General features: G+C 63.0%; 14 protein-coding genes. 11 read left to right on the forward strand and 3 right to left on the reverse strand.

Annotated elements, in window-relative coordinates; translation table 11 throughout:
• Window positions 1–185 precede the first annotated feature (185 nt).
• The 5 genes from serS to FJ964_RS17085 all read left to right on the forward strand — a co-directional run bounded on the left by serS (window position 186) and on the right by FJ964_RS17085 (window position 5,386).
• A complete protein-coding gene (serS, locus tag FJ964_RS17060) occupies window positions 186–1,493 on the forward strand; it encodes a serine--tRNA ligase (RefSeq protein WP_140551460.1) in 1,308 nt (435 codons plus the stop codon).
• Between the two features lie 229 nt (window positions 1,494–1,722).
• Complete coding sequence (surE, locus tag FJ964_RS17070) at window positions 1,723–2,481, forward strand: 5'/3'-nucleotidase SurE (RefSeq protein ID WP_140551461.1); 759 nt, start codon at window positions 1,723–1,725, stop codon at window positions 2,479–2,481.
• Entirely contained in the window at window positions 2,478–3,131 is a 654-nt protein-coding gene (locus tag FJ964_RS17075) for a protein-L-isoaspartate(D-aspartate) O-methyltransferase (protein ID WP_140551462.1), read from the forward strand. Before surE ends, FJ964_RS17075 begins: the two co-directional genes overlap by 4 nt.
• A gap of 178 nt (window positions 3,132–3,309) precedes the next feature.
• The gene (locus FJ964_RS17080) at window positions 3,310–4,842 is read left to right on the forward strand and encodes a LysM peptidoglycan-binding domain-containing M23 family metallopeptidase (protein ID WP_140551463.1); all 1,533 of its coding nucleotides are present in this window, start codon (window positions 3,310–3,312) and stop codon (window positions 4,840–4,842) included.
• Window positions 4,843–5,080: 238 nt separating this feature from the next.
• Window positions 5,081–5,386, forward strand: a complete 306-nt coding sequence (locus FJ964_RS17085) for a hypothetical protein (RefSeq protein ID WP_140551464.1) — start codon at window positions 5,081–5,083, stop codon at window positions 5,384–5,386.
• Window positions 5,387–5,471: 85 nt separating this feature from the next.
• Here the strand turns inward: FJ964_RS17085 and FJ964_RS17090 are convergent, their stop codons facing one another.
• A complete protein-coding gene (locus FJ964_RS17090) occupies window positions 5,472–6,347 on the reverse strand; it encodes an ATP-binding protein (RefSeq protein WP_140551465.1) in 876 nt (291 codons plus the stop codon).
• Between the two features lie 278 nt (window positions 6,348–6,625).
• Here FJ964_RS17090 and yajC point away from each other — a divergent pair, with 278 nt between their 5' ends.
• From yajC to FJ964_RS17120, 6 genes are all read left to right on the forward strand, one after another.
• Window positions 6,626–6,964: a preprotein translocase subunit YajC gene (gene yajC / locus FJ964_RS17095; protein ID WP_027024896.1), complete on the forward strand. Its 339-nt coding sequence runs from the start codon at window positions 6,626–6,628 to the stop codon at window positions 6,962–6,964.
• A 51-nt stretch (window positions 6,965–7,015) separates the two neighbouring features.
• Window positions 7,016–9,568: a protein translocase subunit SecDF gene (gene secDF / locus FJ964_RS17100; protein WP_140551466.1), complete on the forward strand. Its 2,553-nt coding sequence runs from the start codon at window positions 7,016–7,018 to the stop codon at window positions 9,566–9,568.
• 30 nt (window positions 9,569–9,598) lie between these two features.
• Complete coding sequence (locus tag FJ964_RS17105) at window positions 9,599–9,988, forward strand: Mth938-like domain-containing protein (RefSeq protein ID WP_140551467.1); 390 nt, start codon at window positions 9,599–9,601, stop codon at window positions 9,986–9,988.
• 25 nt (window positions 9,989–10,013) lie between these two features.
• Window positions 10,014–10,829, forward strand: coding sequence for a phytoene/squalene synthase family protein (locus FJ964_RS17110; RefSeq protein WP_140551468.1), 816 nt, complete (start codon window positions 10,014–10,016; stop codon window positions 10,827–10,829).
• 82 nt (window positions 10,830–10,911) lie between these two features.
• The gene (locus FJ964_RS17115; protein WP_140551469.1) at window positions 10,912–11,346 is read left to right on the forward strand and encodes a hypothetical protein; all 435 of its coding nucleotides are present in this window, start codon (window positions 10,912–10,914) and stop codon (window positions 11,344–11,346) included.
• On the forward strand, window positions 11,346–12,296 hold the full coding sequence (locus FJ964_RS17120; protein ID WP_181172505.1) for a sterol desaturase family protein: 951 nt from the start codon (window positions 11,346–11,348) through the stop codon (window positions 12,294–12,296). The genes FJ964_RS17115 and FJ964_RS17120 overlap by 1 nt, the downstream gene beginning before the upstream one ends.
• A 17-nt stretch (window positions 12,297–12,313) precedes the next feature.
• On the opposite strand, the gene FJ964_RS17125 is transcribed toward FJ964_RS17120, so the two are convergent.
• The gene (locus FJ964_RS17125; protein WP_140551547.1) at window positions 12,314–12,643 is read right to left on the reverse strand and encodes a type II toxin-antitoxin system RelE/ParE family toxin; all 330 of its coding nucleotides are present in this window, start codon (window positions 12,641–12,643) and stop codon (window positions 12,314–12,316) included.
• Entirely contained in the window at window positions 12,630–12,920 is a 291-nt protein-coding gene (locus FJ964_RS17130) for a type II toxin-antitoxin system ParD family antitoxin (protein WP_140551471.1), read from the reverse strand. Before FJ964_RS17130 ends, FJ964_RS17125 begins: the two co-directional genes overlap by 14 nt.
• Between the last annotated feature and the right edge of the window lie 58 nt (window positions 12,921–12,978).

The following is a 12,978-nucleotide window of genomic DNA, read 5'->3' on the forward strand; positions in this document are numbered from 1 at the left end:
AAAGCGGGCTCGCGGCCCTGCCGTCACCCAAGCCCGATCTTGCATCGATCAGAGATGCGGTTTACCCCCTCTGGCCTGAAACGCATCGCGAACCGGCGATGCGTTTGAGGCTATATTCTTGAGCATATCGTAGCGCAAACCGCCGTGCGCTTTGGGCGGCAAGCTACCGCAGGAGCTTTCAGACCATGCTTGACATCAAATGGATTCGCGACAACCCGAAGGCCCTTGTCGAGGCGCTGGCGAAGCGCTCATGGTCGGCCGAGGAAGCGCAGTCCACCGTCGAGGACCTGATCGCCAGGGACGAGGCGCGGCGCGAACATGTCACCGAGCTGCAGACCAAGCAGGAACGCCGCAACGCCGCCTCGAAGGAGATCGGCAACGCCATGCGCTCGGGCGATGCGGCCCTTGCCGAAAAACTGAAAGCCGAAGTCGGCGAGATAAAAACCTTCATCCAGAATGGCGAGGCGCGCGAACGCGAGCTTGACAAGGCGCTGAACGACGCGCTGGCGGTGCTGCCCAACGTGCCGCTCGACGACGTGCCGGTCGGCAAGGACGAGCACGACAATGTGGTCAAGCATATCGTCGGCGAGGTGCCGACTCGCCCGAACTGGGTGAAGGAGCATTTCGAGATCGGCGAAGCGCTCGGCATGATGGATTTCGAGCGTGCGGCAAAGCTGTCCGGCTCGCGCTTCACCGTGCTGAAGAGCGGGCTGGCGCGGATGGAACGCGCGCTCGGCCAGTTCATGCTCGACCTGCACACGACCGAGCATGGCTATGAGGAAGTCATTCCGCCGCTGATGGTCAAGGACGATGTTCTTTTCGGCACCAACCAGCTGCCGAAATTCGAGGAGGATCTGTTCTTCACGCCGCATGGAGATGGCAGGCTTGGCCTGATCCCCACCGCGGAAGTGCCGCTCACCAACCTGGTGCGCGAGGAGATCACCGCGCATGAGAAATTGCCGCTGCGCTATACGGCGCTGACGCCGTGCTTCCGGTCGGAGGCCGGTTCGGCCGGGCGCGACACGCGCGGCATGCTGCGTCAGCACCAGTTCTACAAGGTCGAGCTGGTGTCGATCACGGACCAGGAGTCCTCGCTGGCAGAGCACGAGCGGATGACGCAATGCGCCGAGGAAGTGCTGAAGCGGCTCGGCCTGCCTTTCCGCACCATGGTGCTGTGCACCGGCGACATGGGCTTCGGCGCGCGCAAGACCTATGACATCGAGGTCTGGCTGCCCGGCCAGAACGCCTATCGCGAAATCTCGTCCTGCTCTGTCTGCGGCGATTTCCAGGCGCGGCGCATGGACGCCCGCTACAAGGACAGGGATGGCAAGGGCAATCGCTTCGTCCATACGCTGAACGGCTCGGGCACCGCTGTCGGGCGCGCACTTATCGCCGTCATCGAAAACTACCAGAACGAGGATGGCAGCGTAACCATTCCTGAAGTGCTGCGGCCTTACATGGGCGGGCTGGAAAAGATCGAATCATCGAAGTGACTAGCTTGGCAGTGTCGCATTCCTTCGCGCCCCCCTCTGGCCTACCGGCCATCTCCCCCACTAGGGGGGAGATCGCCCTCTCATCCCGGCTTTCGCCAATTATTGGCGTAACAAGGAAGTCGGCGGTCATGGAACTGCCGATCTCCCCCCTTGTGGGGGAGATGGCCGGTAGGCCAGAGGGGGGCGCCATAGAGCGCTGCCGTCAATCCAATTCTGCGAAGGCGGCTTCATGCGCATTCTCCTGACCAATGACGACGGTATTCATGCCGAGGGCCTGGCGTCGCTCGAGCGCGTCGCGCGCACATTGTCCGACGATGTCTGGGTGGTAGCGCCGGAGCAGGACCAGTCCGGCTATGCGCACTCGCTGTCGATCTCGGAGCCGCTGCGGCTGAGGAAAATCGGCGAGAAGCATTTTGCCGTCCGCGGCACGCCGACCGACTGCGTCATCATGGGCGTCAAGAAGGTCCTGCCCGGCGCGCCCGACCTGATCCTGTCTGGCATCAATTCCGGCGCCAACATCGCCGACGACGTCACCTATTCGGGGACTGTCGCCGGCGCGATGGAGGGCGCGTTGCTCGGCATACGCTCGATCGCACTCAGCCAGGGTTACAGCACTGTCGGCGAGGACCGCGTGGTCCCTTACGAAACCACCGAGGCGCTGGCGCCGGCGCTGCTCAAGAAACTCGTCGCGACGCCGTTGCCGGATGGCGTGCTGCTCAACGTCAATTTTCCGAACTGCCTGCCTGAAGAGGTCGCCGGCACGGTGGTCACTTCGCAGGGCAAGCTCGTGCACAGCCTGTGGGTCGACGAACGCCGCGACGGGCGCGGCCTGCCTTACTACTGGCTGCGCTTCGGCCGCGAGCCGGTCGAGGGCAAGCAAGGCACCGACCTTTTTGCCCTGCGCAATCGCCTGGTATCGGTGACGCCGTTGCAGCTCGACCTCACCGCGCATGAGATTCGTGACCAACTGAGCAAGGCCCTTGCATGAACCTGCCAATCGATGACCGAGAAGGATTTGCGGCCTTCCTGCTGCGCCTGCGCGGCAGGGGGACCGTGCCGAAGGCGCTGATCGCGGCTTTCGAGGCGACGCCGCGGCGCGGCTTCCTCGCCGCCCAATTCCATTCCATCGCCTGGTCGGACCGCATGCTGCCGATCGAGTGCGGCGAAGCGATCGAGGGTGCGGACATGCAGGCGGCGGTGATCGCCGCACTCGCCATCGAAGTCGGCAACCGCGTGCTCGAGATCGGCACGGGCTCCGGTTATACGGCAGCGGTGATGTCGCGCCTGGCGGGCCGGGTCGTCACCATCGACCGCTACAAGACGCTGGTCGAACAGGCCAGGCAGCGTTTCGAGGCGCTCGGCATCGGCAACGTCATCGCGCGCCAGGTGGATGGTTCCTCCGGTTTGGCTGCCGAAGGACCGTTCGACCGGATCGTCGCCTGGGCCGCCTTCGACAGCCTGCCGCGCTTCCTGCTCGACCAATTGTCGAGCGGCGGCATCGTGATCGCGCCGATCGGACCGGAGGAGGGCGAGCAGGTGCTGGCCAAGCTCACCAAGGTCGGCAGCCGTTTCGAGCGAGAGGATATCGGCCTCGTGCGCCTGCAGCCGGTATTGCGCAGCCTGGCGGCCGTTATCTAGGGATTGTCCATGTTCAGCCGGCCTGCAACCGCGGCTGCGCGTGCCTCTCTGTGGGCGGTCTGAACGGCCCCAAATATTTTAAGAAAATTTGCGTCTGATTCTAATGGGTTAACCGACCAGTAACATTAACGCGCTTTAATCCTGTCCAGTTGGTGCAGAGTTTGTGCGGGTTAGTGCGATGCAACTCAGTGTTTTGAAGGCAAACAGTCGCAATTTGGCGCGGGGGTGCGCTGTTCTCATGATCGCGGGCGCTGCGGCTGGGTGCAGCTCGCAAGTATCGCGGTTCAACGGCGTCGACGACGTCTTCACCTCCTCGACAAACAACCAGCGCGCCATCATCAACAAGCAGGATGCCGTGCAACAGCCCTATCCGGGGGATGTCGCCGCCGCGCCGCTCGATGGCAGCCACACGCAGTCGGTCAGCCGCTCCAGCCTCGAACCTGTTTCGACGCGGCCGTTGCCGCCGCCGGTCGCCCAGGCGCAGCCGGCTCCGGCGCTGGCACCCGCCGCCAATCCGGTGCGTGTTGCATCGGCGCCCGCTGTGGTGCGCCCGGCACCGCATGTCGACCGGACGACGACCGGCACGGTTGCTCCCGCGGCCAAGCCGTTCAAGGATGCCCAGCCCGACGCCAAGATGGCCGGCACGCGGCACGCTACCGAAATCGTCGTCAGGGACGGTGAAACGATCTCCGGCCTGGCGCAACACTACAAGGTGCCGGCCGACGTGATCATGAAGGTCAACGGGCTGAGCACGACCAAGGGACTGAAGACCGGCCAGAAGATCATCATTCCGGCCTACGCCTATTCCAGCAAGGCCGAGCCCAAGATGGCCGATGCCAAGCCCGCCAACGGCAAGCGCGACTTGCCGGCCACCGCGCCGGACAAGGTCGCCGTGCTGCCGCAGCAGCCGAAGCTCAAGGAGGGCAAGTCGGCCGCGCAGGTCGATGCTTCGGCCGCGGCGAACAAGCCGAAGGACAACAAGCCCACCCCGCAAATGGCCGCCGCCGCGCCCAAGGCCGGCGCCGGCGGTACCTATACGGTGCAATCGGGCGATACGCTTTCCTCGATCGCCAGGAAGACCGGCGTCGGCGTTGTCGCCATCAAGCAGGCGAACGGCATGCAGGACGGCTTGCTGAAGATCGGCCAGACCCTGAAGGTGCCGGCGGGTGGAACAGCGACCGTCGCCGCCGCCAAGCCGGCGAAGGTCGATCCGGTAACCACGGCCACCACGCAGCCTCCCGTGAAGGCAACGCCGTCGGAAACGTTGGCGTCCTACACGCCGCCGAAGAAAGACGCGAAAGTCATTCAGCAGGCCGAGGACGACGATGTTGCGGCACCCGACGCCACGGGCATCGGCAAGATGCGCTGGCCGGTGCGTGGTCGCGTCATCTCCGGTTTCGGTTCCGGCAAGGACGGCGTCGATATCGCCGTGCCCACGGGCACGCCGGTCAAGGCGGCCGAGAATGGGGTCGTCATCTATGCCGGCGACGGCCTCAAGGAATTCGGCAATACGGTGCTGGTGCGGCACGAGAACGGCCTGGTCACCGTCTATGGCCATGCCAGCTCGATCGAGGTTCAGCGCGGCCAGAAGGTCAAGCGCGGCCAGGAGATCGCGCTGTCGGGCATGAGCGGCACGACGGACTCGCCGAAGCTGCACTTCGAAGTGCGCAAGAACTCGGCCCCGGTCGATCCCTCCGGCTATCTCGAATAGTCGGGGTTATTTCGAATAGAATAAAAAAAGCGATTTGCGGGCCGCCTGACCTCCAGTCCGGCCCGCCGGCTCGGCCCGCCCCGCAAGGAGCGGGCTTTTTCAGTTGGTTGCGGGATCCACGTCGTTGTTTCCATACATGTCGCGGTTCCAAATTCGGGGGCGCCGTCAGAAAAGCGGTTATCTGCATTTTAACTAATATAGAGGAAAGTCATTTTCGGCGCTCTGCAAGGAGAGTGGAATGACTGAATTTGTCGAAGAGGATGAACTTCCGTCTGCCAGTCCAACCCATCGCTGGCAATCGCATGTGCGAGCGACTGCTTTAATTGTCGCGCCGGTCATTTCGATCGGATGTGCCGCTCTGGCCGGTTATTTCTCCTATGCGGTGATCAATACCAAGCCGCCCACGGACATGTCCAAGCTGGCCATTTCCATCCTGAAATCAGGCGATGCTTCACCGGAAATGCAAGCCTGGGCGACCGATACACTCGGCATACAAACCGATATTCCCATGGTCCTGGGAAGCATAAAGCCTGTGCGGGAATGAACACGATATAGAAACCAGCGTCCCCGGACGGGGTCGGCCACGAAACTTTTGTGGCCGGCTCCTGCCGTCACTCGGTCGATCCCGCCTAGTCCTTCAACGGCTTGCCGAGCCGGCCAGCCAGGTCCTGCGTGAACTGCCAGGCGACGCGGCCCGAGCGGCTGCCGCGTGTCGTCGCCCATTCCAGCGCCTCGGCTCGCAACTGCTCGGGGTCGATGTCGAGCCCATGATGGTTGGCATAGCCGTTGACCATTTCGAGATATTCGTCCTGCGAACATTTGTGAAAGCCAAGCCACAAGCCGAAGCGATCGGAGAGCGAAACCTTCTCCTCGACCGCCTCGGACGGATTGATGGCGGTGGAGCGCTCATTGTCGATCATGTCGCGCGGCAGAAGATGGCGGCGGTTCGATGTGGCGTAGAAGATGACATTGGCCGGGCGGCCCTCGACGCCGCCTTCGAGCGCTGCCTTCAATGATTTGTAGGAGGTATCGTCATGGTCGAAGGAGAGGTCGTCGCAAAACAGGATGAAGCGGTAAGGCGCGGCCTTCAGCAGCGTCATCAGCTTCGGCAGCGTATCGATATCCTCGCGATGGATCTCGATCAGCTTGAGCGGGCGGTCGGGTTCCGGCGAGGCGTTGATTGCGGCATGCACAGCCTTGACCAGCGACGATTTGCCCATGCCGCGCGCGCCCCACAAAAGCACGTTGTTGGCGGCGTAGCCGGCGGCGAAGCGCTCTGTGTTGTCGACGAGGATGTCGCGCACGCGGTCGACGCCGCGGATCAGGCCGATATCGACGCGGTTCACCTTGCGCACCGGCTCCAGGTAACCCGGATCCGCCTGCCAGACGAAACAATCGGCCCCGCCAAGGTCGGTTTCGGGCACAGGCGACGGGGCGAGGCGGCTGACCGCCTCGATCAGACGGTCGAGTTTCTGGTTCAAGGCGTCGATGCTGATATCGGTCATCTCTGGTCTTTGCTTCGGTTCTTGCGTGGGGCAGGTTCGACCCCGGCGGTTTCGAAATCGGCTGCAACCGTTTGTTCGAGCGTGATCTTTTGCGAAAACCCGCTCGCGCTTTTCGCGGCCATGCTCTAACACGGGCGAACAAGCCGGAAAAGCAGCCGATTTGCCCGGCCACGCAGTTGCATTGGCAACTTTACCGACTATATTCCGGCCAAATTTCGCGGGGCTGCCAAATCCACTGAACCCTTTGGCGGCTGTTTTCAAAATTCAGGAGTACCTCGATGTTCGTGACACCGGCATATGCCCAAGGCATTGGGGCTTCACCCGATATGTTCATCAGCATTTTGCCGTTTGTCCTGATCTTCGTGATCATGTATTTTCTCATCATCCGGCCGCAGCGCACGCAGCTGAAGAAGCGCGGCGAGATGCTTGCCGCGGTACGCCGCGGCGACACGGTCGTCACCGGCGGCGGCTTCGTCGGCAAGGTGACCAAGGTGATCGACGACAATGAGCTCGAGATCGATCTCGGCGGCGGCACCAAGGTGACGGCGCTGCGCTCGACGATCGCTGATGTGCGCGTCAAGGGCGAGCCGGTGGCGAACCAGAACGCCAAGAAATAACCAAATTCCAGGCGGAGCGATCCGCGGACACGCTCTGACGGACGACGCTATATGCTTTATTTCTCGCGCTTCAAGATGATCCTGATCTGGCTGGCCGTGGCCGCCACAGTGGTCCTCGCCGCGCCCAATCTCATTCCTGCAAGCACGCTGGCGCAGCTTCCGAGCTGGGTGCCCAAGCGGCAGATGACGCTTGGCCTCGACCTGCAGGGCGGCTCGCACATCCTGCTGCAGATGGATCAGAACGACCTGGTCAAGGCGCAGCTGGAGACGACGCGCGACGAGATCCGGACGCTGCTGCGCGAGGCCAAGATAGGCTATACGGGCCTGGCGGGCACGGGCAGGACCGTGCAGGTCCGCATACAGGATCCTAACCAGCTCGACGCGGCCAAGACGGCACTGAAGCCGCTGACCGAGCCGGTTGCCGCCAGCCTGTTCACCGGCGGCTCCGTCCAGGAGATGGCGCTGGACGATTCCGAGCCCGGCCTGCTCAAGTTCAGCGTGACCGACGCCGGCATAAAGTATCGCACCTCGGCTGCGTTGGCGCAGTCGATCGAGGTCGTGGAACGCCGCGTCAACGAACTCGGCACCACCGAACCGATCGTGCAGCGGCAGGGCGACGACCGCATCCTGGTGCAGGTGCCCGGTTTGCAGGACCCGCAAAGGCTGAAGGAAATCATCGGCCAGACCGCCAAGCTGACCTTCCAGATGGTGGACGAGTCGATGCCGGTGCAGGATGCGCTGAAGGGCCGTCCGCCGGCCGGTTCGTCGATCCTCTATTCGCAGGACGATCCGCCGGTTCCCTACCTGATCGAAAACCGCGTCATCGTTTCCGGCGAAGACCTCTCCAAGGCGACCGCAACCTACAATTCGCAGACCAACGAGCCGGTGGTTTCCTTCACCTTCAACTCGCGCGGCGCGACACGGTTCGGGCAGGCGACATCGCAGAATGTCGGCAAGCTGTTCGCCATCATCCTCGACAACCAGGTGATTTCGGCGCCGCAGATCCGCGAGCCGATCCTGGGCGGCACCGGCCAGATATCAGGCAATTTCACGGCCGAGAGCGCCAACGACCTCGCGGTCCTGCTGCGCGCCGGCGCGCTGCCGGCAAAGCTGACCGTGATCGAAGAGCGCACGGTGGGCCCGGGCCTCGGCCAGGATTCGATCCATGCCGGCAAGGTCGCCGGCATCATCGGCTCTATCCTTGTCGTCGCCTTCATGTTTGTTGCCTACGGCTTCCTCGGCTTCCTCGCCAATATCGCGCTGGCGGTGCACGTGGCGATGATCGTCGGGTTGCTGTCGCTGCTTGGCGCGACGCTGACCTTGCCGGGCATTGCCGGTATCGTGCTGACCATCGGCATGGCCGTCGATTCAAACGTTCTGATCTACGAGCGTATCCGCGAGGAGCGGCGAAACGGCCGCTCCGTGATCCAGGCAATCGATACCGGTTTCAGCAAGGCGCTGGCGACGATCGTCGATTCCAACGTCACCTCACTGATCGCGACCGTGGTGCTGTTCTATCTCGGAACCGGTCCGGTGAAGGGCTTTGCCATCACCTACGCCATCGGTATCCTGACCACGGTGTTCACCGCTTTCACCTTTACCCGGCTGCTGGTGTCCATCTGGCTGCGCCGCGCCCGCCCGAAGGAATTGCCGCGGGCGCCGGTGACCTTCATCCCGCCCGGCACGAAGATCCCGTTCATGGGTATCCGCCGCTGGACCTTCGCGCTGTCGAGCCTGCTGTCGGTCCTGTCGGTGGTGCTGTTCATGACCGTCGACATCAACTATGGCATCGATTTCAAGGGCGGATCGCTGATCGAGGTGAAGTCCAAGAGCGGCAATGCCGATCTTGCCGACATCAGAGCCAGGCTCTCGGAACTGAATATCGGCGAAGTGCAGGTGCAGCAGTTCGGCGAGCCGAACGACGTGCTGATCCGTGTCGGCACGCAGGACGGCGGCGAGAATGCCGAGCAGACCGTCATCGACAAGGTTCGTGGCGAGTTGCAGGACAATTACGATTTCCGCCGCGTCGAGGTGGTGGGACCGACCGTGTCGGGGGAACTGGCCAAGCAAGGTACGATCGCCATGCTGGTCGCGCTGGTGGGCATCCTGATCTATGTCTGGTTCCGCTTCGAATGGCAGTTCGCGGTCGGCGCCATCGTGGCGACCGTTCACGACGTGGTCATGACCATAGGCTTCTTCGTCATCACCGGGCTGGAGTTCAACCAATCGTCGCTGGCGGCGATCCTGACCATCATCGGCTATTCGCTGAACGACACGATCGTGGTCTATGACCGCGTTCGTGAGGACCTCAGGAAATACAAGAAGATGCCGCTGCCGCAGCTCCTCAACAACGCCATCAACGAGACGCTGTCGCGAACGACGCTGACCTCGGTGACGACGATCCTGGCGCTCCTGGCGCTGGTGCTGTTCGGCGGCGAGGTGATCCGCTCGTTCACGATGGCAATGCTGTTCGGCGTGGTGTTCGGCACCTATTCGTCGATCTTCATCGCCGCGCCGCTGCTGATCCTGTTCAAGCTGCGGCCGCAGGCGACGAGCTCGGACGAGGAAAAGCCGGTCGGCGGCGGCAAGGCGGTTGCGACCTGACGCGCGGCCCGAAGGGCGGATAGGCAGAGGATGGCCAAAGGCATCGTCATCCGCGAGGCGCATTTCCCCGGCCGCGCCCCTATCGAGGCGTATGGCAATGGCGGCTTCCGCTTCGCCGACATGTCGCATCGCGGTTCGCTTCTGTGCCTGCCGTCGGGTATCCATGGCTGGGAGCCGGCGGACCCATCTGCGCTGACGGTGGCGGATTTCGAACGGCTGCTGGCCCAGGCCGAGAAGATCGAAATCCTGCTGGTCGGCACGGGCAATGATTTACGACCCTTGCCGGCGCAGCTTCGCGCCGCCTTGAAGGCCGCGGGCATAGCCGCCGACCCGATGGCGACCGGTGCAGCGGTGCGGACATATAATGTCCTGCTCGCCGAGGATCGCGCGGTCGCCGCCGCGCTGATCGCCGTCGACTGACGTGGACCACAGGGGCGAAATCGTCATGGGCGCCGTGCGCGCCGCCGACCATGACCGCTATCTCAGCGCGCTCTATGCGCCAACCGACAAGCGCGACGCGCTGTTTTCGCTCTACGCCTTCAATGCCGAACTAGCGGGCATTCGCGGTCGTATCCGCGAGGCCTTGCCGGGCGAGGTGCGGTTGCAATGGTGGCGCGATGTCATCGCAGCCGAAGGGGCCGAGACGGGCCATCCGATCGCTGATGCGCTGAAGGCCACGATTTCCAGGTACAGCCTGCCGAAGCCGGCATTCGAGAATATGCTCGAGGCCCGGATCTTCGACCTCTATGACGACCCGATGCCGTCGCGAACCGATCTCGAAGGCTATTGCGGTGAAACGGCAGCCGCGCTCATTCAACTGGCGGCAATGGTGCTGGATCCGGGAGAAGCGCCACGTTTCGCCGAACTGGCGGGCAGGGCTGGTTGCGCGCAGGCGATTACGGGACTGTTGCTCCTGCTGCCGCTGCATCGCAGGCGCGGGCAGTGTTTTGTTCCGGCCGACATCCTGGCCGCGGCGGGTTCGTCTCCGGAGGAATTCGTCACCGACGATGGTGGGCCAGGTGCGCAGCGCGCCGTCGCCGCCATGATCGCGCTGGCGCGGGAGCATCTCTCGGCTTTCGAGAAAGGCGCATCGGGTCTGCCGGCCTCGCTGCGCCCGGCCTTTCTGCCGCTGGCCCTGTCGCAAGCCTATCTGACGAAAATGGAACGCGGTTCGCCGCTCGACGGCACGGTGCGACTCTCGACCATGCGCCGCCACTGGCTCATGCTGCGTCGCGCGATGGTGGGCTGGCCAGCACTTTGACGTAAACGTCAATTATGCTAAGGAATCGCTCAACCGGGAACTGTTGCCAAGACAACAGGCCGGATGGAGGAGATGCCTGTCCATGAGCCTGCCCGTGCTGGTCGTGATCGTCGTATTCGGCATCGCGCTGTCGGTCGCCGCCGTTCATTTCACCGGCGGCAGCCGCGAGGCCAGGCTCGCCGATGCGGAGCAGGCGCGCGAGCGTTTTGCCGAGGATTTTCCGGATGAACCGGCGGCCGCCATCCACCTCGCATCCGATGGCCGGACCGCGTTCCTGGAACTTGGGTGCGGGCGCCTCGGCATCGTCCAGACCATCGGAGACCGTTTCCTGACGCGTATCGTCACGCCGCGCGATGTATTGGCACAGAGTGACGATGGTGCCGGCACGATTGCATTGCGCCTTGCCGATTTCACTTGGAAAGGCGGCCGCTTCGCCTTCGCCAACGCTGCCGACGCGCACGCTGTGCTCAAAATTCTTCAGCCGCAGCATCCGAGTTCGACGAGGGAGGCCGCGTGATGGACGACTACAATTTTCCGCAGGTTACTCAGCTTGCCATCCCGTTCTTCGTCGCCGCGATCCTGATCGAGCTGTGGCTGGTGCGTACCGGCCGGGCCAAGGGCTCGTTCGAGACGCGCGACACGCTGACCAGCCTGATGATGGGCACCGGCAATGTCGTCGCCGGGCTGCTGCTCGGCGTCGTCTCCTACTGGGCGCTGCTGTGGCTCTGGCAGTTCCGTTTCTTCGACCTCGGCCTGTCGATCTGGGTGTTCCTGGCGGCCTTCCTGCTCGATGATTTGCGCTATTATGTCTACCACCGCATTGCGCATCGGGTGCGTTGGGTGTGGGCCGAGCACGTCAACCACCATTCCAGCCAGCACTACAATCTGTCGACGGCACTCAGGCAGAGCTGGACGGGTCTGTTCACCTTCATGTTCGTGCTGCAGGCGCCGCTGGTACTGCTCGGCTTCCATCCGGCGGTGATTGCCTTCACCTTCGGCTTCAACCTGGTCTGGCAGTTCTGGATCCACACCGAGACGATCGGCAAGACGTGGGGCTGGTTCGAATTCGTCTTCAACACGCCCTCGCATCACCGCGTCCACCACGCCACCAATCCGCGCTACCTCGACGCCAACTACGCCGGCACGCTGATCATCTGGGACCGGATGTTCGGCACCTTCGTCGAGGAGTTGGAAGAGGATCGGCCGCGCTACGGCATCGTGAAAAACCTTGGCACCTTCAATCCGCTGAAAGTGGCTTTCCACGAATGGATCGGCATGTTCAGGGATGCCTTCGCACCTGATCTGACCCTGAGCGACCGGCTGAATTACCTGATCAAGCCGCCCGGCTGGAGTCATGATGGCTCGCGCGAAACCTCCGAGACGCTGAAGGCGGCTTATGTCAGGCGAAATCCTGGCGAGGCAGGGAAGCCGGGACTGCCGATGGCGGGCGCCGGGCCGGCGGAGTAGCTGTTTCGTCGCGGTAGCTAAGAAGGGTCACTCGAACCGCCGTCGCGCATCAATGTCTCGTAATCGCGGCCGCCGTAGAAGATGTTGAGGATGTGGACGACATCGCTCTCGATCACATAGGCGATAAGGGCGGAATGCTCGAACGGAACGGTTCGCAGGCCCGGCACGATATCATCGCGGGAACGGCCGCCGCGAGGTGCATTGCCGATGCTCTGGCAACGGTCTTCGATGCGCAGCACGAATCTCAGCGCTACGTCGGGACTTCCGCCAGATTCGATTATGTATTTGAAAATGTTAGCAAGATCGTTATTGGCGCTTTCGCGATACTGAACTTCAAGCCGCCGAATCGTCGTCACGGCTCGAATATTGCTCAGCGAATTTCTTAAGCCGGTCGCGAACCTGTTCTCCAGAAAGGTTCGGCCTCGTGTCCTCGAGCGACGCCTTCACGCGCGCCCGGATCGACGCCATGCGTTCGGCATGCTCGTCCTCTTCGCGCTGGAAAGCGCGAAGCGCAGCGCGAATGACTTCGCTCGCCGAGCCGAAGGAACCGTCCTCGACTTTTTCGCGGATCATGCGCGCCATGGCGGGCGTGACGGTGACGGACAGTTTCTCGGCTGGTTCCATGCGATGACTCCCATGATCGAGCGAGTAGGATACTATCCTACTTTCCGCGGCAGGCCAA

Source organism: Mesorhizobium sp. B2-3-2, assembly GCF_006442295.1.
Lineage (GTDB): Bacteria > Pseudomonadota > Alphaproteobacteria > Rhizobiales > Rhizobiaceae > Mesorhizobium.

What these genes read in the sequence shown, in the direction of transcription:
- serS (WP_140551460.1), top strand. Translation starts at nt 186, where the DNA reads ATGCTTGACATCAAATGGATTCGCGACAACCCGAAGGCCCTTGTCGAG.
- surE (WP_140551461.1), top strand. Translation starts at nt 1,723, where the DNA reads ATGCGCATTCTCCTGACCAATGACGACGGTATTCATGCCGAGGGCCTG.
- FJ964_RS17075 (WP_140551462.1), top strand. Translation starts at nt 2,478, where the DNA reads ATGAACCTGCCAATCGATGACCGAGAAGGATTTGCGGCCTTCCTGCTG.
- FJ964_RS17080 (WP_140551463.1), top strand. Translation starts at nt 3,310, where the DNA reads ATGCAACTCAGTGTTTTGAAGGCAAACAGTCGCAATTTGGCGCGGGGG.
- FJ964_RS17085 (WP_140551464.1), top strand. Translation starts at nt 5,081, where the DNA reads ATGACTGAATTTGTCGAAGAGGATGAACTTCCGTCTGCCAGTCCAACC.
- FJ964_RS17090 (WP_140551465.1), bottom strand. Translation starts at nt 6,347, where the DNA reads ATGACCGATATCAGCATCGACGCCTTGAACCAGAAACTCGACCGTCTG.
- yajC (WP_027024896.1), top strand. Translation starts at nt 6,626, where the DNA reads ATGTTCGTGACACCGGCATATGCCCAAGGCATTGGGGCTTCACCCGAT.
- secDF (WP_140551466.1), top strand. Translation starts at nt 7,016, where the DNA reads ATGCTTTATTTCTCGCGCTTCAAGATGATCCTGATCTGGCTGGCCGTG.
- FJ964_RS17105 (WP_140551467.1), top strand. Translation starts at nt 9,599, where the DNA reads ATGGCCAAAGGCATCGTCATCCGCGAGGCGCATTTCCCCGGCCGCGCC.
- FJ964_RS17110 (WP_140551468.1), top strand. Translation starts at nt 10,014, where the DNA reads ATGGGCGCCGTGCGCGCCGCCGACCATGACCGCTATCTCAGCGCGCTC.
- FJ964_RS17115 (WP_140551469.1), top strand. Translation starts at nt 10,912, where the DNA reads ATGAGCCTGCCCGTGCTGGTCGTGATCGTCGTATTCGGCATCGCGCTG.
- FJ964_RS17120 (WP_181172505.1), top strand. Translation starts at nt 11,346, where the DNA reads ATGGACGACTACAATTTTCCGCAGGTTACTCAGCTTGCCATCCCGTTC.
- FJ964_RS17130 (WP_140551471.1), bottom strand. Translation starts at nt 12,920, where the DNA reads ATGGAACCAGCCGAGAAACTGTCCGTCACCGTCACGCCCGCCATGGCG.